The sequence below is a fragment of the Ruegeria sp. CDSC051 genome (genome assembly GCF_059610665.1).
Genome location: NZ_JBXWOC010000003.1, coordinates 100,892 through 124,416 on the forward strand (window position 1 = coordinate 100,892; position 23,525 = coordinate 124,416).

21 protein-coding genes and 2 pseudogenes are annotated in these 23,525 nt (G+C 52.7%); 12 read left to right on the plus strand and 11 right to left on the minus strand.

What is annotated here, in order from left to right; all coding sequences use genetic code 11:
- Positions 1 to 66: 66 nt before the first annotated feature.
- Positions 67 to 480, plus strand: a complete 414-nt coding sequence (locus AC2FH0_RS08705) for a cupin domain-containing protein (RefSeq protein ID WP_496691968.1) — start codon at positions 67 to 69, stop codon at positions 478 to 480.
- 73 nt (positions 481 to 553) lie between these two features.
- Here the strand turns inward: AC2FH0_RS08705 and AC2FH0_RS08710 are convergent, their stop codons facing one another.
- The 4 genes from AC2FH0_RS08710 to AC2FH0_RS08725 all read right to left on the minus strand — a co-directional run bounded on the left by AC2FH0_RS08710 (position 554) and on the right by AC2FH0_RS08725 (position 6,475).
- Positions 554 to 2,266, minus strand: a complete 1,713-nt coding sequence (locus AC2FH0_RS08710) for an adenylate/guanylate cyclase domain-containing protein (protein ID WP_496789087.1) — start codon at positions 2,264 to 2,266, stop codon at positions 554 to 556.
- A 323-nt stretch (positions 2,267 to 2,589) separates the two neighbouring features.
- A complete protein-coding gene (locus AC2FH0_RS08715) occupies positions 2,590 to 3,210 on the minus strand; it encodes a cysteine hydrolase family protein (RefSeq protein WP_496691970.1) in 621 nt (206 codons plus the stop codon).
- Positions 3,207 to 3,653 carry a MarR family winged helix-turn-helix transcriptional regulator gene (locus AC2FH0_RS08720; RefSeq protein WP_496789088.1) on the minus strand — a complete coding sequence of 149 codons (447 nt, stop codon included), beginning with the start codon at positions 3,651 to 3,653 and terminating at the stop codon, positions 3,207 to 3,209. Before AC2FH0_RS08720 ends, AC2FH0_RS08715 begins: the two co-directional genes overlap by 4 nt.
- A gap of 173 nt (positions 3,654 to 3,826) precedes the next feature.
- Positions 3,827 to 6,475, minus strand: coding sequence for an AsmA family protein (locus AC2FH0_RS08725; protein ID WP_496789090.1), 2,649 nt, complete (start codon positions 6,473 to 6,475; stop codon positions 3,827 to 3,829).
- Positions 6,476 to 6,897: 422 nt separating this feature from the next.
- On the opposite strand from AC2FH0_RS08725, the gene AC2FH0_RS08730 reads away from it, so the two are divergent.
- From AC2FH0_RS08730 to AC2FH0_RS08745, 4 genes are all read left to right on the plus strand, one after another.
- Positions 6,898 to 7,164 carry a potassium channel family protein gene (locus AC2FH0_RS08730; RefSeq protein ID WP_246097203.1) on the plus strand — a complete coding sequence of 89 codons (267 nt, stop codon included), beginning with the start codon at positions 6,898 to 6,900 and terminating at the stop codon, positions 7,162 to 7,164.
- 103 nt (positions 7,165 to 7,267) lie between these two features.
- Positions 7,268 to 8,425 (plus strand): AI-2E family transporter, encoded by a 1,158-nt coding sequence (locus AC2FH0_RS08735; protein WP_282027164.1) that lies wholly within the window; start codon positions 7,268 to 7,270, stop codon positions 8,423 to 8,425.
- Positions 8,422 to 9,486 (plus strand): HlyD family secretion protein, encoded by a 1,065-nt coding sequence (locus tag AC2FH0_RS08740; protein ID WP_496691973.1) that lies wholly within the window; start codon positions 8,422 to 8,424, stop codon positions 9,484 to 9,486. Before AC2FH0_RS08735 ends, AC2FH0_RS08740 begins: the two co-directional genes overlap by 4 nt.
- Positions 9,476 to 10,486 carry a DUF2955 domain-containing protein gene (locus AC2FH0_RS08745; protein WP_496789091.1) on the plus strand — a complete coding sequence of 337 codons (1,011 nt, stop codon included), beginning with the start codon at positions 9,476 to 9,478 and terminating at the stop codon, positions 10,484 to 10,486. Before AC2FH0_RS08740 ends, AC2FH0_RS08745 begins: the two co-directional genes overlap by 11 nt.
- Before the next feature lie 74 nt (positions 10,487 to 10,560).
- Here the strand turns inward: AC2FH0_RS08745 and AC2FH0_RS08750 are convergent.
- A pseudogene (locus AC2FH0_RS08750) lies at positions 10,561 to 11,317 on the minus strand (IS5 family transposase).
- Positions 11,318 to 11,783: 466 nt separating this feature from the next.
- The gene (locus AC2FH0_RS08755; RefSeq protein WP_496789093.1) at positions 11,784 to 12,365 is read right to left on the minus strand and encodes a TetR/AcrR family transcriptional regulator; all 582 of its coding nucleotides are present in this window, start codon (positions 12,363 to 12,365) and stop codon (positions 11,784 to 11,786) included.
- A gap of 123 nt (positions 12,366 to 12,488) precedes the next feature.
- Here AC2FH0_RS08755 and AC2FH0_RS08760 point away from each other — a divergent pair, with 123 nt between their 5' ends.
- Positions 12,489 to 13,079, plus strand: coding sequence for a YceI family protein (locus AC2FH0_RS08760; RefSeq protein WP_496789094.1), 591 nt, complete (start codon positions 12,489 to 12,491; stop codon positions 13,077 to 13,079).
- Positions 13,080 to 13,145: 66 nt separating this feature from the next.
- Entirely contained in the window at positions 13,146 to 13,682 is a 537-nt protein-coding gene (locus AC2FH0_RS08765) for a luciferase domain-containing protein (RefSeq protein ID WP_496702438.1), read from the plus strand.
- A 306-nt stretch (positions 13,683 to 13,988) separates the two neighbouring features.
- On the opposite strand, the gene AC2FH0_RS08770 is transcribed toward AC2FH0_RS08765, so the two are convergent.
- The 4 genes from AC2FH0_RS08770 to AC2FH0_RS08785 form a co-directional block, all read right to left on the minus strand.
- Positions 13,989 to 14,936, minus strand: coding sequence for an ornithine cyclodeaminase family protein (locus tag AC2FH0_RS08770; protein ID WP_496691978.1), 948 nt, complete (start codon positions 14,934 to 14,936; stop codon positions 13,989 to 13,991).
- Positions 14,937 to 15,249: 313 nt separating this feature from the next.
- Positions 15,250 to 16,521: a sensor histidine kinase gene (locus tag AC2FH0_RS08775; RefSeq protein ID WP_496789096.1), complete on the minus strand. Its 1,272-nt coding sequence runs from the start codon at positions 16,519 to 16,521 to the stop codon at positions 15,250 to 15,252.
- Between the two features lie 56 nt (positions 16,522 to 16,577).
- Positions 16,578 to 17,237 (minus strand): response regulator transcription factor, encoded by a 660-nt coding sequence (locus tag AC2FH0_RS08780; protein WP_142636050.1) that lies wholly within the window; start codon positions 17,235 to 17,237, stop codon positions 16,578 to 16,580.
- A 38-nt stretch (positions 17,238 to 17,275) separates the two neighbouring features.
- A complete protein-coding gene (locus tag AC2FH0_RS08785) occupies positions 17,276 to 17,815 on the minus strand; it encodes a PepSY domain-containing protein (protein ID WP_496789098.1) in 540 nt (179 codons plus the stop codon).
- A gap of 205 nt (positions 17,816 to 18,020) precedes the next feature.
- On the opposite strand from AC2FH0_RS08785, the gene AC2FH0_RS08790 reads away from it, so the two are divergent.
- Both AC2FH0_RS08790 and AC2FH0_RS08795 read left to right on the plus strand, forming a co-directional pair.
- Positions 18,021 to 19,025: a hypothetical protein gene (locus tag AC2FH0_RS08790; RefSeq protein WP_496789100.1), complete on the plus strand. Its 1,005-nt coding sequence runs from the start codon at positions 18,021 to 18,023 to the stop codon at positions 19,023 to 19,025.
- A 982-nt stretch (positions 19,026 to 20,007) separates the two neighbouring features.
- Positions 20,008 to 20,255, plus strand: a pseudogene (locus AC2FH0_RS08795) (transposase); the annotation flags it as partial.
- Here the strand turns inward: AC2FH0_RS08795 and AC2FH0_RS08800 are convergent.
- Complete coding sequence (locus AC2FH0_RS08800; protein ID WP_496693808.1) at positions 20,199 to 20,351, minus strand: hypothetical protein; 153 nt, start codon at positions 20,349 to 20,351, stop codon at positions 20,199 to 20,201. The pseudogene AC2FH0_RS08795 and the gene AC2FH0_RS08800 sit on opposite strands and share 57 nt — an antisense overlap.
- 892 nt (positions 20,352 to 21,243) lie before the next feature.
- Between AC2FH0_RS08800 and AC2FH0_RS08805 the strand changes: the two genes are divergently transcribed.
- From AC2FH0_RS08805 to AC2FH0_RS08815, 3 genes are all read left to right on the plus strand, one after another.
- Complete coding sequence (locus AC2FH0_RS08805; protein WP_496708955.1) at positions 21,244 to 21,690, plus strand: universal stress protein; 447 nt, start codon at positions 21,244 to 21,246, stop codon at positions 21,688 to 21,690.
- A 255-nt stretch (positions 21,691 to 21,945) separates the two neighbouring features.
- Positions 21,946 to 22,731, plus strand: coding sequence for a formate/nitrite transporter family protein (locus AC2FH0_RS08810; RefSeq protein ID WP_496789101.1), 786 nt, complete (start codon positions 21,946 to 21,948; stop codon positions 22,729 to 22,731).
- Between the two features lie 244 nt (positions 22,732 to 22,975).
- On the plus strand, positions 22,976 to 23,353 hold the full coding sequence (locus AC2FH0_RS08815) for a nuclear transport factor 2 family protein (protein WP_142636034.1): 378 nt from the start codon (positions 22,976 to 22,978) through the stop codon (positions 23,351 to 23,353).
- Positions 23,354 to 23,525: the final 172 nt, after the last annotated feature.

Sequence of the window (23,525 nt, forward strand, 5' to 3'; positions counted from 1 at the left end):
TGCACACCAGCATTGATTTCGAAAAGGTCCCAATGCCATCATCTTCTAAAAGTGGGAGGGGATTAGATGTGGAAACCAATCATATTAGCTTTTTTGATTGTCGTGACTGGTGCCGCAGCGGCTATGTCGCACGATGTGCGGGATCCAGCGACTTTGCAAAAACCGCTTATTCAGGACTTGCTAACCGAGTCGCTCAAAAGCACTGAGGGCTTGGAGGTTGTCGTGAGCCATGTTGCCCTACCACCAAACCTCACTTTACCAATGCATTGGCATCCCGGTGAAGAATTTGCCTACATTCTGCAGGGCAGCGTCACCCTCATCCTAGACGGCGAAGGCGAACAAGAAGCTTTTTCAGGTGACGTAGGCGTCGTTCCGTTGAAAAAAGTGCACACCGCTCGCTCAGGGGACGAAGGGGCAACCATTTTGGTGTTCCGTGTCCATGAGGAGGGCCAGCCAGGCAGAGTTTTGGTCAGCGACTGATTTTCAAGACAAAGGCGAAATATCCTTTACCGAATGCATGGTTGTCGGAACCGGGGGGGGGTGCCGTTTGCCTTCACACTTGCAACCCTGCTTTTTTCCACCCGCTGCGCCAGCGATCAGCGCAGGTTGGAATAGAGAATAATGGTAAACGTGTTGTCTCGGTTATCGAAGCCGCATTCGGAGCGATCTCGTTCAATTTGACAGCCGCTGTTTTTGCCGCATCTATGTCATCGAGCTCAGCGAGCGAGGCAATCAGCATCAGGTGGCTCATCAGGAAGGTTGCACGCACAGACAAGGCTTCGCGACAGGCCTGCGCGGCTTCCTCATAACGTCCCAAGTGAAACAAGGCGGCACCCTGTCCCATGAAAGCGGCGTGCCGCAATGGATCACCCGGGCTGAGTTCGACAGACCGGACTGCATGTTCCAGCGCCTTGTCAGGGCGATTCAGCAAATAAAGATTTGCAGCGGCGAGCATGTGGACCGTCGCCGCGTTGGGATTTTCCGACAATGCTTCCTTAAAGGCTGTCCGCGCGCGGGACAGGTCCTGTGCCAGCATAGAGATCGAATGTGCGGCATAAGCCTTTGCAATGCCGTCCGCGCGATCGCTCCGCAGCACCTGCTCTGCGGCCGCGACAGCTGACTTGGGTCCCTGATCTACAGGCTCCAAACCTTGCACAAGACGTTGGATATGAAGCCATGCTAGCAAGCCCGCTGCGGAGGCGTATTCCGGATCTCGATCCAAAGCCAGTTTTGTTAGTCGTATTGCCTCTATGTTGTCTTGGTCAGTCAGCAAGTGGAAATGTGATAATGCTCGGAGGTAGAGCTCGTATGCCTGTAAGTCCTTGGTGGGCTTTGCACGCGCACGATTTGTTTCAGCGTGCCGCACCGATGGTTCAATAGCTGTAACTACGTCTTCGGTGACTTGATCTTGAAGATCAAAGATGTCGTCGAGCACACCGTCAAAGCGGTCCGCCCACAAATGGCTCCCATTTTCGGTATCTATGAGCTGTCCCGTGATGCGGACGCGCTGCCCGGAACGCCGAACGGAGCCTTCCAGTACATACCGAACCCCTAGGTCGCGGCCCACGTCGCGGATGTCCGTGCTTTTCCCCTTATAAGCAAAAGAAGAGTTTCGTGCGACGACCATCAACCAACGAAACCGAGATAGCTCAGTTATGATGTCTTCCGTTATGCCATCGGCAAAGAACTCCTGCTCCGGATCACCCGACATATTGTCGAATGGGAGCACTGCGATTCCTGGCCTCACATCCGCTTTGATCGCGAGATTGGCTTTCGTACCCTTTGGCCAACACCAGATTCCAACATGCCGCGTGATGTTTTTCAGTTCGGTTTGCTCTCCGCCGTCGAATAATCCCGCATCGTTACGGTCAAGGCTGTTATGTGACGTATCCGAAAAGAGCACTTGTCCCGGCTTCGCGAGAGCCTCCAGACGCGCCGCAACATTGATGCCGTCGCCGAAAATGTCATCGCCATCGGTTACCACTTCCCCTGTGTGAACCCCGATGCGCAGTTTGATGTGGTCAGGTTTGAGGGCGGACTGAACTGCAATCGCGCAAGCTGCTGCTTCAGATGGTGATTGAAACTCGACGATCCAGCCGTCGCCCATGCTTTTGATCAGTGAACCATTGGTATCTTCCACGATCGGGAGAAACGTGTCCTCACGGAAGGTCTTTAATGCAGCGACTGTGCCAGTACGGTCCTGATCCATCAGCGCGGAATAGCCCACAATGTCGGCGGCCAATACCGTCGTGAGACGTCTTCCCATTCACCCCTCCTCTTTGCAATGAAGTTAGCTCGGTGGGTTGCTTCTGTCAGCCCATTCGTCAGATTTTGAAAAGCCTTAATGAATAGAAAGCATAGGTACAGGCATACACGCACAACTAAAAAGGTAATGCTCAAATACCTGTCGCGCATTCAGCAAACGGTCACCTTCATATCCGCGGAGTTAGTTACTTGCGTTTCTTTAGCTGCCAATGTTCGTGGCAAAGCAATTCCGCTTTGGGCTCAAGGCAGACGTTCCTCTAAACTCGTTGAACGTCTGCTGAGCGGGACGAAGCTGCCGTTTGCGCTTGAAAGATCAATGTCCGCTCAGCAAATGGCCACACCTGCTGACGACATCTTCTTTTCAGCGCTTTCCGTCGGTGCGGCTGCGAGCGCCCCCTCTTTCACGACGGTGACGTCATAGCCTCGTTTTCTGGCCGCCAGCGCCGTCTTTTGCACACAGTAATTCAAGTCCAAACCAACAAGGCGCAGCCTGCCGACGTCGTAACTCTCTAAAAGAGCATCCAGTTCGCCCATTTCGAATGCGTCCTGCACGCGCTTAACAAGCACATGGTCGGGTAGAGATGTAAAAACCTCGGCAATTTCGGTCCCGTCGCTGCCCTCTATCGCCTGCCCTTTCATCAAGAGTTTTGCCACTGCCTTGGTTGAAGGGATCGACCATTCCTGACGCACGGCGATGACGGGATGGCCTTGCGCTTTCGCAGCTTCTACTTCCGAAAGAATGACACCTGCGGCGGCTTCTTTTGCGGCGTTCGAGTACGGACCGCGCTCCCAGAATACCGACTGTAGATCAATCAGCAGTAGTGCTGATCCATTCCGGTCCGATATCGTTTCTCCTACACTGACCGCGCCAATGCGTCTTATACCGTTGGCGAGCCAGAGAATTAGGAGCAAGACCGCGGTGGCCAAGATAACACCGAAAGTCATTCGCTCTCTCCCGCTTGGGTTTTTAGTCTGTCCGTCACTGTGAGCACGACCTCAAGCGCCGTGGAAATGCTCTCACTGCGTAGGTTCGCACCAACCCTCTCCATAAGCTTCATTTCGTTCGAAATGATCTCTTCAATGAGGGTGCGACCGTGATCGGTCAACGTCAGGACAGGAGACCGCTTGTGGCGAGGATTTGGGCGGTGCTCGACCAGACCTGAGGCCAGCGTCTCATTGCACATGATCTGAACGTATTGCCGTTTGATTTCGAGTCTTGCCGCAATCTCTGGGACGGTCTGCTCTCCGTATTTGTCCAGCATCTCCAGAACGGCGCGCATCCGGACTGTTAGGTTGGTTCCGACCAAGCCCGTTTCAACGCAGGCTTCTGCGGCCTGCATCAAGGGGCGTGACATCCAAATCAGTTGGTGAAGTTGTTCTGCCTTCATAACGACATTATACATGTCATTTTGACAAGTGCAATGTCATCTCTAAAAAGCTGACATTAGTACATCGTGCAGCATCCGGTAAGTCTGGGCTCAAAACGGAAATCCCTTTTCGGGAGCACTGCAATCTTTCTTTAATTCTAGATTTATTCCTGAACCAACTGCCTCCACTACTACTACTGCAGTTGCAAAATATCCGGGACGCAGAGTTTTCTTTTGGCAGGCATTTTGTCTGCACCATCTGATCGTTTCAGTCGCTTCGGGCCGTCCTTGACCTTGATTTTCGGCTTAGCTAGCGGGCCTTTTAGAGTCACTGGCCAGGGGCTTTTCGAAAGAGGTTCGCCAATCTTGCGGGGCTGTAGATCTAAATCCAAGACCTTGCCAGCCACATCGACCCCGCCAAAAACGACAACTTGGACATGATCCGTTTCCAAGGTGGTTTGTTTCGTCGAAATACTTCCATTGGAGATACTAATCGGCGCGCGCAAGCACACGATCGGAGCAACCTTTTGTTTTTCTTTGGTAAACACCCAAGGCAGCACACCCAGCCCCGCCAAATCCAAAAGCTGGGTCTCGATCGAGCCATCACGCAATGAAACTGTGGCGTTGCCGTTCATGCTGTTGGCAAAGTGCTTGGGTGAATCGGTTCCTCCTGACACCGAAAAATCTGCATAGATCGTACCGCTTGCACCTTTTTTGAAGTTCAGACCGTGAAGAATATCATCCAGCTGCCAGCCGCCTGCCTTGCCGGTCAACGTGAGCAGGTGCGCGTCGTTCGATAGATCCATTTGCCCGCTGACGTCGAAATGAGCGCCACCGTATTCAAATTTCAAAGGTCCGGCCTTAAGCTCATTTTTGTTAAGCGTCAGTTCGCTCTGCAAACTGCTAATGCCTTTGGCGCCCTCTATGTGCCGAAGGTCAATGTCGACATCCATATCCATACCGGACAAGAGAACTGAACGCCCAATTGGTTTAAGCGTAACATTTCTCAAAGGGTCAGTGTCATCTGCTTCTTGATTGACGTCTTCCTCGTCGGGCCCCGTACCGCCTAGCTTCCGCAACTGTGCGGCGGCCTGAATGATAGTTCGAATATGATCTATCTTTATCAGGTCACTCTCTATGGAACCTTTCAGCACAGGATCACTTGTTGCATCATCAAGATCGGCGACAATTTCCAGGACAGATTCAGCAACCTCGACATTGGCACTCGCGTTCCAATCGGTGCCTTCGCTAGCGAGGTCAATCTCAAGGCGAGCCTGTCCGGTTTCCACGCGATCAAGCGATAGTGCCTCCAAAAGGTCTGCACCTGATGGGACTTCAACATCAATTGCCAAATCCAGGTCCTCGAATTTGAGTACATTCTTGACAGTGCCATGTACTTCGAGGTTCCAGACTTCCGTTTCGCTTGTCCTGCCATCCAAATTCGTCAGCGATAGCTGATTGATGTCGCCATTCAAATGAAAGTCGCCGGAAAATCTGCCGAGTTGGTCGTCCGGTCCTAACAGTTCTGGTGAGATCAAACTGCTTGCCGGAATATCCATTAGACCTTCTGCTGATATTCCTTGTAACTGCAGCGCGTCATCGACCGAACCGTCCAAAATGATAAACGGATCAGCCGGGTTCCCAATTCTCAAGTTGATGCTTCCGACCCTTAAGGCGCCCTCTGGTGTTCTGGAAAGTTCGGAGAACTTGATCGGAGGCGGACCCTCGCCAGACGTGTCCAATGTGAATCCGTTGGTCTTAATGACCATTTGCCGCTGCGGAATCTGCCCGGGGACGCTGTCGATAACCATGTCGACCGCGATAAGTTTAAGATCATACCGCGATGCGGCTGTGCCCGGTTCAGCATCTTCAGGGTACAACCGAATGCGGGTTGTCAGCGATACGTCTTCCGGGTTCCCCAATTCTCCGATTTGTCCTGTCAGCGAGAGGCTTTGCCCGCCATCCAACTCCGTCAAAACACTTAGATCATCAATCCGAGCAACGCCGTCGACCGATTTGAATGTTGCACCAATACTTCCTGAACCTTCCAGGACACGGTCAATCTTCAGGATATCGAGAAGCTGGCCAAGTTCTACAACCTCTAGGGTCGTCTTCACTTGCAGCCCGTCTTCTATGGGGGATTCCTCTGCGGTAATCGAAATCTGTTCGAAGTTCACCGCTACCTGAAACGGGTCTTCCGCAGGGAATGTCGCGTTCAGATCAAACCTCTCTCCATTTAGCGAACCGGCCCCAACTGCGGTCGCAACGTCGGTTTCCGTATCGCGTTTTAGAAGCAGCTCAGAAAGCTTCAGATCCAGCTCAAGCCCGTTTAGATCATTTCGGTAGAAAACGGTGATATCGGTCAGGTCAATTTTATGGTCCGTTAGAACTCCAGCCAAAGGCATTTTAGGAGACTTAGCAGCTTGCCCGGCTTCTACATCTGATTGGGAAAGGGACTGCCAGTTTCCGACGCCGTCTTTGCCTGTGATCAGGTTCAGGTGAACGCCCGAGAGAGAAAGGTTGCTCAGCGATAGATTACTGTTCCAGAGGTCGCGCGTGGAAATTTCGAACTCAAGTTCGTCGATTGCTGCCAGATTCTCGTTCGCTCTCCGCGAACCGGGTAGTACCAGCCCCGCCGCTGACACCTGCAAGTGCCGGCCAAGGCCCAGACGCACTTCATCCTCTATGATGACGTCCTGACCAAGTTTCTTGGAGATCAGGTTTTCAACGAAGGTGGTCCTTACAGAAGAAAGCAACGTAGAAGACAGGAAAAGCCAAGCTGCTAACACAGCCACAAACGCGACAGCGCAACAAACAAATACACCTTTTGCAACGTACCGCACGCTTTTCTCCTAATGTTCCGATTCATACCTTGGGCAACCTAAACCATTTATTTGTTAGGTTAATGGATTATATGGTCGGTAAATTTCCCGACCTCTGAATGATCTTGACCGTACAGCTGATAACTCTCGCTGATTTGGTCGGACAGGCAAATCACGGGTAGATGACAAAATAACTTTTGTACCGCTGACCCAGCTTCCAATCAGCTGGCTTGAAGCGAGTTTGACCGACCAGAACTGGACACGTTGCAGGGGTTGCGACTTCAGCGGCTCGACGCATTCCCAAGCTATTGGCAGCCAGATTTCTTCGATTTCCCACATTTATCTAATTACTGTTATATGTGAATTCTTCAAACGACGAGGACAGGATGAACTCACTAACTAGAATAACACGTGGGATAGGCGTCGCTTTCAAAGACGGTAGAGTGAAAGGCATTCTTGCCTTCACGGTTGGAATGATTTTATGGGCCTCGGTCTTTTACCACTTTGTCGAGGGTTGGAGTTGGCTCGACTCAATCTACTTTTCTGTAGTGACAATTTCGACCGTAGGGTTTGGTGACTTCTCACCTGAAACCGCGGCAGGGAAGATCTTCACAATGATTTACATCATCGTGGGCCTCGGTGTCTTCGTGACCGCGGCGACCACAGTGGCAGATACAATCTTGTCCCAAGACGACAAAAAAGCGGACTAATAGACTGCACTCAAATGAGCCAAACCGAGTTCCTGCACAGGCATTGGCCCGTCTGTGCATCTCAAACCGCGGCCTGGATTCATTTGCGCCTTCAAGCTGATAGATGATCACTAAAACTCAAAAAAATATACATATTATGTTTTTTGAGTATAACATTCAAAAAAATATATGGAGGGATGGAATGGAAAAGACACAGGACGCAAAGATTGTCGATCTAGCGATACGATTGCTCTTTCTCGGACTATTTCTCTACAGCGCTCTGGTCATGGTGGCCCCGCTTGCAAGCGTGGTTATCTGGGCAACTATCCTCTGTGTGGCGCTTTACCCGGCATTTGATTGGCTGCAGTCCAAGCTGGGAGGTCGGAAAAAGCTTGCCACGACGATCTTGGTTTTGCTGGGCCTTGTTCTGACCCTCGGGCCTGTCGCAACTGCGGTGTCTGGTGCTGCAGAACTAGGGGCTGAATTCGCGGAACAAGCTGACAAGGGTGAGTTGAAAGTCCCCCCTGCGCCCGAGGGCCTCAAGGAATTGCCATTGGTTGGAGACAAAATTTCCGATGTCTGGGGGATGTTTGAGCGCAATCTTGACGGCGCGCTTACGAAATATGGCGCGCAAATCCTTGAGATCACCAAGTCGCTGTTTGGAAAGGTGTTGGGCATCGGCATCGGGCTTCTTGGCTTAGCTCTGTCCGTATTGATTATGGGGGCGTTGTTCAGCCCCGGGCCAAATATGGTCCAGGGTCTTCAGCGCTTTGCCAACCGTGTTTTCGCTCCGCGCGGTGGAGAATTCGTAACACTGGCAGGCGCAACAATTCGGAACGTTACAAAAGGCGTGATTGGCGTAGCTGCCATTCAAGCGGTCTGCGTTTGGATACTGTTGGCTTTGTTTGGGATTTCTTCGGCCGCCACGTTGGCATTCATCTGCCTGATACTCTCGATTATCCAAATCGGGCCCGGATTGGTTCTTATACCGGTAATTATCTACGCATGGAGTTCCATGTCCGGCGGAACTGCTTTGATCTTCACCATACTGGCTGTTCCCGTCACTATAATGGACAGTTTCCTAAGACCCGTGTTCATCTCAAAAGGCCTCGAGACTCCTATGTTGGTCATCCTCATCGGTGTTCTCGGAGGTATGATGGCGTACGGTTTGATCGGCGTCTTTATGGGGCCGGTTCTCTTTGCTGTCTTCTATGAGCTGTTCAAGGTTTGGATTGATACCTCGCCCGAAGCCGAGGGTGTTGCTGATGGTACGACGAAATGAGGAAAACGATATGGACAACCCTGGCTGTCATTCTGATTTTCCTTGTCTGGTATTTGGTCGCTGATCGGAAAACGCCATTTACCGGGAACGCCAGAGTAAAAGCCGTGGCGACTCAGATCGTCCCTCAGGTGACTGGCACCGTGACTGAAGTATTGGTCGAAAATGGTCAGATTGTCTCGGCCGGAGATGTCCTTGTCCGGATCGATGCGCGACCCTACGAGATTCAGCGCGACAAGGCGGAAGCTGATCTCGAAGCAGCCACTCAAGAAGTCGGCGCATCTTCGGCAGAAGTAAGAGCGGCACAGGCCAAACTGGCAAGGGCGCAGAGCGATCTGGATACGATGCGCATTCAAACAGAACGCGTATTTGCGCTCGAAAAGAAAGGGTTGATTGCCGTCTCAAAGGCCGATGATGCGCGAGGGCAACTGGCAGAGTCCGAGGCAAACTATGAGAACGCAAAAGCAGATCTGGAAAAAGCAAAACAGAGACTTGGTGACGACGGAATCGAAAACCCGAAAATCCAGCGCGCGTTGGCCGCCTTGGCGGATGCAGAGCTTAACCTTGAGTGGACTGAGTTGCGCGCTCCGGCGACAGGTGTCATCTCTAATTTGCTGATAGCCCCCGGAACATATGCGCGATCCGGTCAGGATCTGTTGACGTTTCTGGACGCAACTGACGTCTGGATTGAGGCGTATTTTTCCGAGAACAACCTAGGAAGAGCCTCGATAGGGTCTCCGGTTGATGTAGTGTTGGACATGCATCCAGGTCAGGTTATTCCGGGCGTCATTGAGAGCTTTAGTTCGGCGGTTTCCCTAAGCGGCGGTGATGTGCCCGGGCAATTGGCGAGCCCGCCAAGCACCAAAGGTTTTTTACGAGAGCCTGAGAGATTCCCAGTCAGGATCGTTTTACCCGGCTATGAAGCCGGAAGCACCGAAGACGACCTTCGCTTTCAGTTGAATGGGCAAGCCGATGTGATCATGTACCTAAGCGACAACTCGTTGCTGAACCTCGTGGGACGTACCTACATTCACGTGGTTTCAATTCTGTCCTATGCGTACTGAGGACCAACGCTCTGTCACCCGGCTTGCGCTAGGTGTTACCGGCGTCTTTTCATTGGGCCTATTTCTTGGGTGGCCGCTTGCCGTCGTTGGGGCGGTGTTCGCCGCACTGTTTTTGCAGGCGCCCGCCGCATTGCCTCTGGCAGCATTTACTAAGCTGTTTGTTTTTTCGATTGGATTGATGTTCATTTCGTTTCTGGTGTCGTCAGTCTTCTCACCATATCCGCTTGTATTTCTGATGCTGGTGGCGATTGGAATAATCCTGTCTTTCATGTGGTCAGTTTCCGGCGCCGGAGTATTACCCGGTGTCATAGCTCTCATGGGGGCATTGATGATCCCAAACTTGGTTCTGCAATCCCAGGATCTGGCCTTGGTGCTTGTGTATTGGATACCTTTGAATCTGCTGTTTGCGGGCTTCGTATCGACGCTAATGTTCGCGCTGATCCCCGCGGAACCCCAAACAGCGGCCCAGAAGAAGGCCGCATCGTCGCCGAACTTCGACCCACATCGCCGAATAGTCAGGATGTCGCTTGTAACAGTGCCGTTTGCCTTGGCGTTTTTTGTTTCCGGCGCATCTGCACTACTTGTTTTGTTTTTTGTCGCACTGCTGAGCCAGCAACTTGCGGCAATGCCCGCTGCAGGCAAAACAGTTGCAAAAGCAATGCTGACGGCAAACCTTCTTGGGGCGGCAGTATCCATCATTTGTTATGAAATAAACGTAATAGCTCCGGTTATTCTCACCCCCATTTTGCTGTGTTTTTTCTTTTGCCTGACACTCGGAGTACTCGGTAAATCTCAAGCCCCGCTCGCCACCGCTGCCGGCTCTGCTATTACAACGGCTCTCATAGTATATGGCGGGTCGGTTGCGCCGTTTTCAGACGAGGCTGACGTCAAGAGCATCATTCGAGTTTTGCAAGTTGCCAGCGCCGCCTTCTTTGTAATCATCGCATATGTCGTGGTAGATGAATTCTGGCCGGAAAAAGAGCGCCAGGCGGCTCAATGAAGTTAGTTGCAACAAGGCTTGGCGCTGAAACCGACAGTGTTCTCAACTTGACCAATTCTACTTAGGGTCAGGATTCATAACCAGTACATAACGGTTGCCTCGAGTGCGAAGGCTGAGAGGAAGACCTTGGGACTACGGTCATAGCGTGTCGCCACGCGCCTCCAATCCTTGAGCCTGCCGAACATGATCTCGATCCGGTTGCGACGTTGTACTTTCGCTTATCGTATTTGACCGGTGTCTTGCGTTGCATACGGCCTGGGATGCAGGCGCGTATCCTTTTGTCTTTTAGCGCTTCACGGAACCAGTCGGCGTCATAGCCGCGATCCCCGAGCAGCCAATCCACGTTTAATATGCTGCTGAGCAGAGCCCGAGCATCGATGTAATCGCTGACCTGCCCGGCAGTAACAAACAGGTTGAACGGGCGACCTTAGCTATCACAAATAGCATGCAGCTTGGTATTCATGCAGCCTTTGGTTCTGCCAATCAGGCGGCCACGCCCCCCTTTTTGAAGCCCAAGCTTGATGCCGTGCGATGGGCTTTTAGATATGTGGCATCGATCATGACCATCTTCTTTTCACCGTGCTCGGCAACCAGACCAGCCATCATCCGTGCGAAGATGCCTTTCTCGCTCCAACGCTTCCACCGGCTGTAGAGCGTCTTTTTAGGTCCGGATTCCCAGGGCACATCTCGCCAACGCAACCCATTGCGATTGATGAAGATAATCCCGCTTAGCACCCTTCTATCATCGACCCGTGGCCTACCGTGCGACTTCAGGAAGAAAGGGGAAAGCATGGCCATATGCTCGTCTGTCAGCCAATAGAGGTCGTTCATGTCATCGCTCCGTTTTTGGAGCCGTGAATCACGCAGCGCAGCGAAAATCAATGCATCCTGAGCCTAACATAGATCCAAGCGAAAGCTTCCTTCGCACCAAAAGTCAATTCATGGCAAGCGTTGTTGAATGGCCGCTAACCGAGACTGTGAATGCTTTTTATGCGAGAGTAGCGAACGGCGGGTAGGCTCGCATCAACGAAACTGCAAATTCCTGTCTTGAAGGTCCGCTTTGGGCTGCTAGCGGCCTATCATGCTTGCTGCGGAGAATGGCAACACTGAGCCCAAGGTGTTCATGTTGCAATAGGAATGAGCGGCAGCGACAAATCAGGGTACAGACATCAACGTTGTGAGTAGCGGTTCGTTTTGACCATGCGACGTGCTGATGTCACGCAGCGAACGTAGCCCCACCGCGATCTTGGAGATCGTTAGGCTTCTTGGTCGCTTTGTCTGCAAATTCAGGCGATGTTCAATGTCCCGAATTGGTTTTCGCTATATTGCAAAGCAGATCAACATGTTGATCCAACCAATCTTCGTCCAGTGCCTCGTGACGTATGAGTTTGCGGAAATAAGGTGCTGCGACTGCTAGTTCTATGAGTTGGTCAACAGGGACGTCAGCGGTGATCTCACCGCGGCCTATTGCGGCTGCAAATACTGCTTCAACACTTGCGAACCTGTCTTTCATAAATTCAGTGATCACTAACCTCGCTTCTGCATCGTTGGACGCAGCAGCGACCACCTGAGGCGCAATTTGGCCCCATGGTGTGTCATTCAAGGCTCCCATCAGTACACCGAGTAGCCAGCGCAGGTCAGATCGTAGCGGGCCATCGGTTTTGGGCGGTATGTTCGGCGGTGTTGCGATGCGCCTGAACGCTGCATCACGCAGACTACGCGCATCTGGCCAGTGTCTGTAAAGTGTGCTGCGCGAAATGCCCGTTGCCTTCGATACTGAGCCATGAGTTACGTGCAGCACGCCCTCATCCATTAGTATCCTTTGTGCCGCATCAAGCGCGGTCTGTCGTGTGGCGATCAGCCTAGGATCTTCTTTCAATCACCCCTCCTATAGAACATTTTGTTGCACAGTAGAGCATTTTGTCCTAAAAGTATGGCAAGCTAAAACTAAATCCCAAAATTCAATTTCGCAAACACGTCTTGTCAAAATGGGAGCGTATCAATGTTCAAAGTGGCAGCAACCCCGCTGGCGGTACTCTTATCGATGGGCGCGACAACCGCATTGTCCGAGAGTGGCACTTACGAGCTGGATCCTGGACACAGCCAGGTATTGTTCAGCTACAGCCACATCGGGTTCTCAGAAACATATGGAATGTTCTCAGGTTTTAGCGGTGAGATTGAGTTCGACGAAGATGATCCGTCTGCCTCATCTGTCACAGTGTCTATGCCTGTAAAATCCATGATCACGGGCTGGGATGCCCGTTTGCAACACTTCATGTCCGATGACTTTTTTAGCGCGAGTGACGGTGACGTGGTCACATTCGCCTCAACCAGCATTGAAGTGACCGGGGACAATTCCGCGAATATTTCTGGCGACCTGACCATGAATGGCGTCACCAAACCTGTTGTTCTGGAAACAACGCTTAACAAGTCAGCGCCATACCCGTTTGGCCCAAAAGAGGGCACGCCAACCTTGGGGCTGGCAGCCACGGCGACTATCGTGCGGTCAGAATTCGGACTTGGGGCGTTTGCACCTGCGGTGAGCGACGAAATAGAGCTCTTGATCAATATCGAAGCGTTAAAGGCTGAATGATGTGTGCAAGTGCGCTGAAACTGCTCGGAGCGCTCTTTCTTAACTTTTGACGGGGTCGCCAACAATATGGATATTTTCCCGAAAATATTTGCTGTTGTCGCAGTAGCGGCGGTCACGAGCCCTTTGGCATATGCGCAAGAGTACGCGTTCCCGGAGCGCACCTCGCCCCGTCCGGAAACAACAAGCGGCGTACCGCATACTCAGATTGGTGTCGAAATTGATGCCGATTTGTCCCAGCTATTGCTGGAGCGAGTTGCGCAATTCCCAGGGGTCACACTTGGCCCCACACGCATATCACTACCTGGCGCGATTGGCTTTCAGCTTGATCCCGGCATGTTGTTGTCTCGACCGAGCTCTATCGTCGGTGGGTTTGAGTTTGCGCATATGCATCCTGATGGCAGCTTGCACGCTTCGCTCGACCCAGCATTGGCGCGAAAAGCAATTGAGGCTGGCTGGGCCGTAGCTCACCCTTGGGCTGATCAACGCCCCGGATGGAGCGGCTTTGTCATGATCTATACTCCAACCACACCAGAAGAGTTGGAATTCGTCATCGATCTGGTCGAAAGTTCGTACACCTTCATCACCGGCAACACCTTGGGTTAAACCTGTTTTGCCCGAAAGTGTGCGGTGGCGCCTGCTTCCTTAAAGAGTGCTGTTTCAGCTTGCTTGCTTTTCACGGTCAATTTCTTTCTTACATTCTTGCCGTGGCGAAGCGCTCGGAGCGTGCGTTCAAACCTTCAGCACCAATAGTAACTCCCGTCCCGCGCAGTTGAATTTGCAAAGCTCAGTGGCAAATGCCCGCTTTGGGCTGCGACCAACTAATTGAACTGATCGCAGAGAATGGCGTATCTGCGCCCAAAGCGACCATTCCGGTATCTAATTACAAAGTGGGTGTTCATGTCTTTGGGCTCACTTCACGGGTTTTTCGGTGAACCGGCGAACTGCGAGGACCGAAGCAGCATAATCCCCCAATGAAATCCCTCTGAAAGCAAAAGCCGCCGGTTTATTGCGTGCTCGGACGTCGACTTTGCCAGCGACCAATTCCGTCAAGTCGCCAGCAATTTGCTCGTATTGCAACATCGGCTTGTCGCTTTCCAGCTCCTGCAAACGGTCGTCGACAATTACCGTTTTGAAACCAATCATGTGCGCCGGCACCCACGGGATGCACGCATCAGTTATGGTGGCGAAGGCAGTCGGCTTCAGCCATCGGGCATCCAAGAAGGGTTCAATGGAGTAGTCCAACGTTATCGATGTCACTATCAGATCGGCATCACTCAAAGCGTCCTTGGCATCGGCGCATGTTTCAGCTTCGAGACCCATGCCCCTAGCATAACGACAAAGCTTGTCGGCATTCTCTTTACCTCGCCCGAACACGCGGATTCGTTTCAAGGGAAACAGTTCTGAAAACGCAGCTAGATGGGAGTGAGCCTGCACGCCCGCGCCCACAAAAGCCACTGTCTCGGCATGAGGGTCAGCAAGCCGACGCGCTGCCACCACTGACAGAGCCGCAGTTCTGTTTGCCGTAATCCAATTCGCTCCCAAGACCGCGCGAAGCAGTCCGGTTTGCGCATCCATAACCATGATGGCACCGTTTATCGCGGGATAACCCCTCGCCGGATTTTCCGGACACACTGTAACCTGCTTGGTCACGATGAATCCATCATCTCCCATTGCCAATGTAGACATTGCGTAGCGCCCATCGCCGGGCAAAATGACTGTCTTGGGAGAAGTGTGAAGCTTTCCGTCTGCCTTGGCTATTAAAGCAGCCTCGATGGCATCGGCAACTTCCGAAGGTTGGATGCCTAAACCCCCGAGGTCGTCGTCAGACAGATAAATTAAGGCGTTCTCAGAAGTCACAGAGTCCCTCACTTAAGCAATTTGGCTTTTTGACTGAATACATTGTCTTCGGCAGTTCTTCCTATCGGTTTACCTTCACAGAAGTATTTTGGCTGTAACTTTTGATCGCCCGATCCAACGCGAAAAAAATGCGCCATCATTTTCTGCAAAAGTGAACCTAGCCGAACGCCTGATTTGTCCATTAGGCCGACTTTGTGCGGTCTGAACCAACCCGATGACCTACTGAGATCGTCAGACGACAGGTTCGGGCCCATTGGTAGTTAAAGTTGCGAATTGTTCAAACGACACTTTGCAGATCAGATTCCGGGCGACTTCAGGTCGGGACCACAATCCGACACACCAACCCGCCCAGCGATTCTGAGCGGTCCAGATCTAGTTTGGCATCGTAGGCTTTCAGTAAATCAACCGCGATCGCCAACCCAAGCCCGCTGCCAACGACCGAGGTGTCCAGCCGTCCGCCGGATCGCAAGGCTTCGCGGTGGGCGTCTTCGGGAATTCCGGGGCCGTCATCCTCGATACTGATTTCGATGCATTTCTGCTTACGCTTCGCGGTCAGCCGTACCGCGCTTCGGCACCATTTGACCGCGTTGTCCAGAAGGTTGCCCAAAATCTCTTCGATGTCCTGCGTGTCCATGCGCACCCAAAGACCCGGATCGCCCTGGATCTGCAGCGATTTGCCTTCGCGGTCCGCCATCGCCGAGAACAGCCGCGCCAGGCGGTCGATGGAGTTTGACAGATCGGTCCGCGAATGGGTCAGGTCCGCTGCGTTCAAAGCCCGCAGTCTGGCCAGAGATCGACCAAGTTGAGCATCGATCCGATCCAGCGCCTCTTGTGCGGTATCCGTCACCGCTCCGTCGTTGGACAATGTTACAAGTTCATTGCGCAAAATGGCGGTGGGGGTTTTCAATGCGTGCGCCAGGTCTGCGGCCTGGCGGCGCGAACCCGAGACAATCTCGCGGTTCCGACGCAACAGCTGGTTCAGGTCCTCGACCAATGGCGAGACCTCTTCGGGGTAATCTGCAGGCCTAAGGTCTTCGTCCTGATCCCAGCGATGGGCCACATCCGTACGCAGCTTTCGCAATGGTCCCAGAACAACTGAAATCAGAAACAACGAGCCGGCTAAACCGATCAGGCCAACTAGGCCAAACACCGGCAGCAGGCTTTTCTGCGCCGCGCGCCGCTCGGCCACGAGCTGAGCCTGACTTTCGGCGACGCTGACGCCCCATACCGTGCCATCTTCATAAGTGATCTTCTGAAAAGCGCTGCGCAGCACTTCATTCTCCGGACCGCTTGTGTCCCAGAGTGTGGGGATGTCAGGAATACCGGGGGGTTCCGCGATGACCTCATCAAACAGCGAGCGAGAGGTGAAGACCACACCGTCGGCGCTTCTGACCTGCCAGTATCGTCCGGAATATGGGGTGCCATAAGCCGGGTCAAATATCAGATCTCGTAGTGCCTCCGGGTTTTCGGTTGTGACATTCAACCCGACAACCAGCTGTGTGTGACGATCCAGCAGCGCAGAGTCGAACCGGTTGGACACCCGTGCATCAATGTATGAGAAAACCGCCAGTGTGCCTACGCCCACAGACACTGCCCCAGATGCAATTCCCCCCAGCAGTGCCCGTTGTCGCAGCGATAACATCAGGCCGAATCGATCATATATCCACGACCCCGAACCGTTGTGATCAGGTCAGTGCCAAGCTTCTTGCGCAGACGGGTAACAAATACGGCGATGGTGTTCGAATCCCGGTCTCCATCGTATTCATAGATATGCTCTGAAAGTTCTGATCGTGAAATCATCCGACCAGAATTATGCGCCAGATAAGTCAGCACCGCGATTTCTTGAGCAGTCAGGTCAACCGGCACGCCATCGGCTGTCACCCGGCCGTTACGGGTATCCAGAATGACGTTTCCCATTTCAATCACGGGATTCAGCTGTCCACTTTGCCGTCGCAGGATGGCGCGAACACGCGCGGCCAGTTCGGGCATGTGGAACGGTTTGGTCATATAGTCATCTGCGCCCGCATCCAGGCCGTCGACCCTTTCGCTCCAGCCATCGCGGGCAGTCAGGATCAGCACCGGTGTTTTGACACCCTCGTTGCGCCATTCGCGCAGAATCGAAATGCCATCGCGCTCTGGAAGGCCGAGGTCAAGGATGATCATGTCATATGGTTCGGTCGCACCCAGATGCAGGGCGTCGAGCCCACTATTGGCGACATCCACAACGCGGCCTTCTGCGTTCAGGAGTTTTTTGATCTGTTCGCAGAGGTGCGGTTCGTCTTCTGCCAGCAATACTCTCATACTTAGGGACTATAGGCGAGCGAATGGAAGTATAACCATTACTTTTTGCCCCCGCCGTTACCTCCGCCATTACCACCGGAGTTACCGCCGCCGTTGCCACCGGAATTACCGCCACCGTTACCACCGGAATTACCGCCACCGTTACCACCGGAATTACCACCACCATTGCCACCGGAGTTACCGCCGCTGTTGCCTTTGTTTGCAGATTTCCCCTGCGTAGCGCCCTTGCCGGATTTACCCGGCGCAGCGCGGGCAGCTTCAGAAATCTGGCGGCCAACAACGGATCGGTTGGAGACAACAACACCCGTCTGAGCGTTGACGATGACACTGACGATTATACCATCGGGTTTCTTGACGAGAATACGGTAATATAGCCTGTCAGTCTGAAAGGCGCGCGCGTCAACTGGCGTTCCACCAAAAGCCTTTTCAACGCCTTTGATTACTTTTTTCAAACGAATGGCACTGCCTGAGGTTGTCGCCTTGCGCAACTCGGATTGCGTCAACTCACGTGCAGCAGCCTGTCCCTCTCCGGGGTGGAGAAAGGCAAGTAGACAGGCAATGGCAATAAGCTTTTTCATCCTTGTCACTCATTACTGCGAAAACGCCGGCTCAATCTACCGATTTCTATGTGAACCTACGGTGAACAGCCAGTTACGCGTGGGTTCAACGATGATGGGTTTAGATCAGGGGTGTCGGATTCTGTTTTCGACACCCAGTTTTTGCGTCTGCTCGCCGCTGATTACCGTGACAGACGAGAATCGCACCTGATGAACGAGGACCATTATGAACACCAAACCGATCAACCTGCTAAAAGCCTCTGCTATTGCCATCGCCCTGCTGGGCTCGACCGCGATTGTCGGAGCTGTCGCGTTTCCTGATGCTGCTTATGCCAAAGGAGGCAACGGCGGCGGTAACGGAAACGGCGGCGGCAATGGCAATGGCAATGGCGGTGGAAACGGCAATGGTGGTGGAAACGGTAATGGCGGATCTGGTGCGTCCATTAGCGATAGTGATAAAGCGGCCGGAAAATCTAACCGGAAATCTTCCAACGCTGGTAAGTCAAAGTCATCGGGAAAAAACAAGTTTTCCTTGAAAGACCTGTTTGGGGGCAAAAAGACCAAAGCCAAAACCGCAGCCGTAAAGACCGTACGCAAAAGTCAACCAGTGGATCAGGTGACCAAAGCAATTCGCCCCGCCCCGAAACCAAAAGGGTACAAGATGGCGGATCTGCTGGGCGTGCACCCATCTGAACTAGGCGCACTGAACGCCGCCAACGCTAATGAGAATGCTCTCAAGAACGCCTCTCCTAATTCCCGTGTGGGCCGCATCGCCGCATTTCGTGACGCAGTTCTGGCCGGAGATGAATTGCGCGAGGAGCTTGCGGAAACACAGGCACAGCTGGATGGCATGACCCCGCCGGACCGCCCGGTCTCTGAGATCGAAGAGGACCTTGATGCGGCTCTGACAGATGTTCAGGACAAACAGGATCGCGTGAACGAGCTTGAGGACGCTCTTGCCGATGCCGGGGGCACAGATCCGGATATAGAAGCAGAGCTTAAGGACGCCAATGACGAACTTCAGGGAGCCCTCGATACGGCCGAAGACCTAGGCGCCGAACGGCAGGCTGCGGTCGACTACAACGATACGGTGGCAGAAGTCGATGCGCTGACTGAGGCTGTAGAAAATCAACCGCAGACCGAGCGTGAAGCGTTGGAGGCTGCCGCCAACAAGCCTGTGACGGATGAGGTCGAGGCTGCCGTAAAAACTCTGCTTGGTCTTGAAAGCTGATTGCTGATTGTCCAATCAATCACCAGGTCAAATAGACCCGAGCCAGCAGGCATAACAACATCACAAATAAAAAAACCCGCTCCGATCCGGAGCGGGTTTCACTACATCCCAGACAACACCACGTGACTTGGGATATACGCAGACGTTCTGTTGAGAGATCAGACGCCTCGTTTCGCCTCTTTTAGCCGCTCATTGTTGAATAGTTCAGACAGTGCATTTTCGATAGGAGGGAAGCGACCGTTGCTCGAATTCGTGATGCTTGACAATTCACCGCCTGAGACGGTGCGCGAGGATTGCATTGCTGTAGGAATGCTAGGCGCACCCTCATTGGCAGTATTGATCATGCTATTCCCCTTCAGTGCATCCGGGCACGCATTGATCGGCCCTGAGTAAGGAATTATGAACGATAACGGTTGAACACTCTGAGAATACATTGTTCACGTTCGGTTAATGTTGTTGCGTATGAGTGGACAAACTGGGGGGGCATTGACCGCCATATAAGAAAATGCTGCCATTTTGGTTTTATTTCCCGATGGCAGCTTTGTCCGTATAGCCACTGTCCAAAGCTCCACAACACTGCATCTTGGATTAAGGGTCTGCTTCAAGTGCATTGCCGCCGTTTGTAGGTCTTGTTGATGCATGCGCGGCGAAAGTCTGCCGTGTGGCCTTCCTGCCAAGTAGCCTGTGGCACGGCGATTAGAGGCCATCGGTCTGGATGCACGTTGTCAACAAGATTGGGCGGCAGCTTTATTGGGATTCACGCGGCAATTCACGGGGAATACGCAGAGCAGGCAGAAAAAGCCCTGAAAAGGGCGTTGGATCGTGAAAAACACCACAAACGGAAGCAAAATCGCGAGTATCAATCTCATCTTAAATTACCTTCTGATAGTTAGACCGCTATGTTCTCACGAACATGGGCGTTGTTGCATATCTCTCGCAGCGAGGGATTCACAACGCGAATCCATAAGGTTAAACGGTGTGGATGAGTAAGCCATCTTCCGCCCGTTAACGCGTCACGTATTGGTCCGACTACAATGCTGCGCCTAAGGAGCGCGGCTCACTTCTTGTCTGGCTGGACAAGGACATGACCTGGCTCGCGGCGCACGAAGGTCGGCCTTGTCACAGCCGGTCTTTTCGAATGCGACGATCCAATTCTGCCTGTCGACCAAAGTGCTATTCAAGCTGCCGCTGAGACAGACAGCGGGGGTGACCGCCGGCGTTGATCAGCTTCGTTTCGTAGCCGGCTTCTCTGACTACATCGTTGATAAAATACGCAATCTTAGCCGTTTGGCCTTCTAGGGTACCGTAGGCAATCAGCACAGTCATTCCGATCCTCCTGCAAATCGGTTCGAAAAACGCACCAACTATGTCGAAACTGCTCGTTTCGGCCCTTGATCCCAATCAAAAGTGCCTGTCTTGCCAAGTTATTTGGGCGCGGGTGAGGCACCCGTTGGCTGGCTTATGCGGTTTTGGAAAGCGCGAAAGCTACAGTTAACCAGAATGCACTGCGTATGGTCATTGCGCCGACCGTTCGCCATTCAAACGGCGTTCCACTAAGTGCCACTAGTATCAGAACAACGAACACCAATAGTGTAGATAAGCCAAGCAACCAGGCAATTCGTTGTGCCCAGATCGTGGATTTATGGAGCGCGAAAGCGCCTAGCAAATAGATAAATCCAGCCAGAAAATTGTACCATAGCACGAATGTCACTGCATCTCCGACTGCAGCTCTGGCAGCAGCACCCCCAAACAGGGCTGTTCCTCCTGAGAAAATGGTCAGGAGACCAAAGAGTACTGCGGCTATCGTAACTGGGCGAACCCAAGGCGGAGAGGAAGGCATCGTTGTATTCCCCAGAAATAAGATTGAATCTCATGTCGTGGGCAATCTGCCAACCTTGCCAAACGAACTGAAACGCACGTCCCTAATAGCAATTCTTCTCGCCATTTCCCTTGATCTTTATCATTGGGCTTAACTTGATACCCTTTGAAAAAATGCAGCGTCTGCGCGAGGTTTTTCGCAATAATTATGCGCTGTTGCCCCTTTGGGATGACCCGTTTGCAACTCCTAACATTTTTCAAAATTGGTTCAGTTACCGTATATCTTCTGGAAATAGACGGACGACTACGCTCGAACCTGCAGTGAAATGTGTTGATTTGAGTCAAAGTTAACTACTGCAAGCTCGCCCATACTAACCCCTCACTAAGGAGGGAGTGCAACATGTTCAAAAAGATCGTAGTTGGCTTGGATGGATCTGAGGCGTCAGAAGCAGCTCTGCGCGTTGCCTGTGATATTTCAAGCAAATATGGCTCCCAAATTCACCTTGTTCATACACCTCAACCCCAAACCGTGGCGTTCGCAATGGGCGCATTGGCTGGCTATCACGCCGTCACGACAATGCCTTCAGACGAAGAGGTGCATCAGGCAGCAAACAAGATTATTTCCGCTGGTAGAGAGATTGTCGAAGAGTACAATCAGACGGTTTCGCAAACGCATACCCAACGCGGTGATCCCGTCGACCAGATCATCGCATGTGCGGAGCAATGCACAGCTGACCTGATTGTGACGGGCCGCCGTGGATTGGGAAGCATTGGTAGCCTAATTCAAGGGAGCACCTCTCTAGGCATCAGTCGGAATGCCACTTGTGCTGTTTTAACCGTTGCCTGAATTTCAAACTTGGCCCCAATCGGCGCTAAACGATGAGGATCGAAAAGTTCTGCATTGAGATCTCGCGAAAGCGGAAGCTGAAGTGGATCTCAAGGGTACCTATGGCCATGACCGCGCGCCAAACTGTGTTAGGTGGAACTATCCGAACTCAGAGGGAACAGATAGGCTTCCGGTTTTATTTGCGCGTTAGTTCAAGGTCAGAAGACAGGCTTAAACTTCCTGCTACGTAAACTCGTGCCAACTCTGGAGCGCCACATGAACCCCCCGGCCCTGTTCGATGCTCATAAACCCGCTGAAATTGCAACGTTAGTTGAGACTGCCGGGGTCGCAAAGGCAAAGCTGCCACTAGCACCCATGTTCGTTCTTGCGATGCTGGCTGGAGCATTCATAGGGTTTGGCGCAGCGGCCTATACGATGGCGGTCACGGGGGCAGACAGCGCTTCAGGGCCGATCCGCGTTCTGGGAGGAGCAGTGTTTTCCCTGGGCCTTATCCTGGTGATCGCAGGTGGTGCAGAATTATTCACCGGCAATGTTCTGATGGTGATAGCAGCGGTCGATCGCAAGATACCGCTGCGGCTGCTGTTCCGAAGTTGGGTTATCGTCTACGTTGGTAACTTCGTGGGTGCCGTTGTGCTTGCATTAGCTTTCGCCCTGACCGGCTTGCTTGATGGGCCGATGGGTAGCACTGCCATAAGGGTAGCCGATGCCAAAGCGGGGTTGGAACCGATGGAGGCTTTCGCCCGCGGCGCATTGTGCAACGGGCTGGTTTGCCTTGCCGTATGGCTGTCCTTCGCCGCCCGCAGCGTCGCTGGAAAAATTCTAGCGGTCTTGTGGCCCGTCTCAGCATTTGTGCTGCTGGGGCTCGAGCATTCGATTGCGAACATGTATTTCTTCCCGCAGGGCTGGGCTGCGGGAGCAACTGTGCCGGTTTTCGCAGCGGCGGCCAATCTGCTATGGGTCACTCTGGGTAACATTGTCGGCGGGGCGGGAGGAGTTGCCTTGGCCTATTGGTTTGCTTATCTTGGCGGAACAAATCGGTAAGATCCGCTTCTTCGATTTAAGCACCCACCGGAGCGAAATGAACGGAAACAGTTGGTTCTGAAGGCGTTGTCTAATAGCGCACTGGCTGAAGACGGCGCCGGGAATTGGGCCGCTCATTTCCACTGTGCAAGTCGTCCTCTCGATCCTGATCTGAATCCTTCGCGAACATCTAATTTTATTGATCCCTGTCAAGATTGGCAAAGGTAAGATGTGATACAGTTGAGGCTGAAATTGGGGGGCTATTATGGAAGAATTAGTCGAGATTGGACGAACATTCGTTCAGGCAATGCGGGATCGCAGAGGTCTTGCAAACGTTGGTGAAATGTATGCAGAAAACGCTCAATCTATTGAGGCGGTTGTGCCTCCGGTTCGACAGTTTCGCATCACCAAGGGCCGGGATGCTATCAAGGGAAAAAGAGAGGACTGGCTGGCAGCTCATGAAATCGTCGAATTCGACGTGGATGGCCCCTATGTTCATCCCCCAAACCGCTTCGGTGTACGATATAAGGTTAACGTAACGCAGAAGGCTACAGGGCAACACATGACCTTGAGCGAGATCGCAGTTTATTCGGTAGCAGATGGGAAAATTGTACTTGAAGAGTTCTTCATGTTGCCGAAGTAGGAACGACAGCCAGCAACGCTGACGCAGTGTTGGTTTTACCTGAACGTTGGAAGCGTGACTCGTAAGAGCTTTGACACGACAGATGGACAACTGGGCATTTATTTCGACTACGGGATGCTTGCCCTTGCGCATCATTGCGACCAATTCGGCGCAGCCGTCATAGAGAGTCACA

Coding starts and splice junctions, on each gene's coding strand:
- AC2FH0_RS08705 (WP_496691968.1), top strand. CDS start 67: ATGTGGAAACCAATCATATTAGCTTTTTTGATTGTCGTGACTGGTGCC.
- AC2FH0_RS08710 (WP_496789087.1), bottom strand. CDS start 2,266: ATGGGAAGACGTCTCACGACGGTATTGGCCGCCGACATTGTGGGCTAT.
- AC2FH0_RS08715 (WP_496691970.1), bottom strand. CDS start 3,210: ATGACTTTCGGTGTTATCTTGGCCACCGCGGTCTTGCTCCTAATTCTC.
- AC2FH0_RS08720 (WP_496789088.1), bottom strand. CDS start 3,653: ATGAAGGCAGAACAACTTCACCAACTGATTTGGATGTCACGCCCCTTG.
- AC2FH0_RS08735 (WP_282027164.1), top strand. CDS start 7,268: ATGATCACTAAAACTCAAAAAAATATACATATTATGTTTTTTGAGTAT.
- AC2FH0_RS08740 (WP_496691973.1), top strand. CDS start 8,422: ATGAGGAAAACGATATGGACAACCCTGGCTGTCATTCTGATTTTCCTT.
- AC2FH0_RS08745 (WP_496789091.1), top strand. CDS start 9,476: ATGCGTACTGAGGACCAACGCTCTGTCACCCGGCTTGCGCTAGGTGTT.
- AC2FH0_RS08760 (WP_496789094.1), top strand. CDS start 12,489: ATGTTCAAAGTGGCAGCAACCCCGCTGGCGGTACTCTTATCGATGGGC.
- AC2FH0_RS08765 (WP_496702438.1), top strand. CDS start 13,146: ATGGATATTTTCCCGAAAATATTTGCTGTTGTCGCAGTAGCGGCGGTC.
- AC2FH0_RS08780 (WP_142636050.1), bottom strand. CDS start 17,237: ATGAGAGTATTGCTGGCAGAAGACGAACCGCACCTCTGCGAACAGATC.
- AC2FH0_RS08785 (WP_496789098.1), bottom strand. CDS start 17,815: ATGAAAAAGCTTATTGCCATTGCCTGTCTACTTGCCTTTCTCCACCCC.
- AC2FH0_RS08790 (WP_496789100.1), top strand. CDS start 18,021: ATGAACACCAAACCGATCAACCTGCTAAAAGCCTCTGCTATTGCCATC.
- AC2FH0_RS08800 (WP_496693808.1), bottom strand. CDS start 20,351: ATGACTGTGCTGATTGCCTACGGTACCCTAGAAGGCCAAACGGCTAAG.
- AC2FH0_RS08805 (WP_496708955.1), top strand. CDS start 21,244: ATGTTCAAAAAGATCGTAGTTGGCTTGGATGGATCTGAGGCGTCAGAA.
- AC2FH0_RS08810 (WP_496789101.1), top strand. CDS start 21,946: ATGAACCCCCCGGCCCTGTTCGATGCTCATAAACCCGCTGAAATTGCA.
- AC2FH0_RS08815 (WP_142636034.1), top strand. CDS start 22,976: ATGGAAGAATTAGTCGAGATTGGACGAACATTCGTTCAGGCAATGCGG.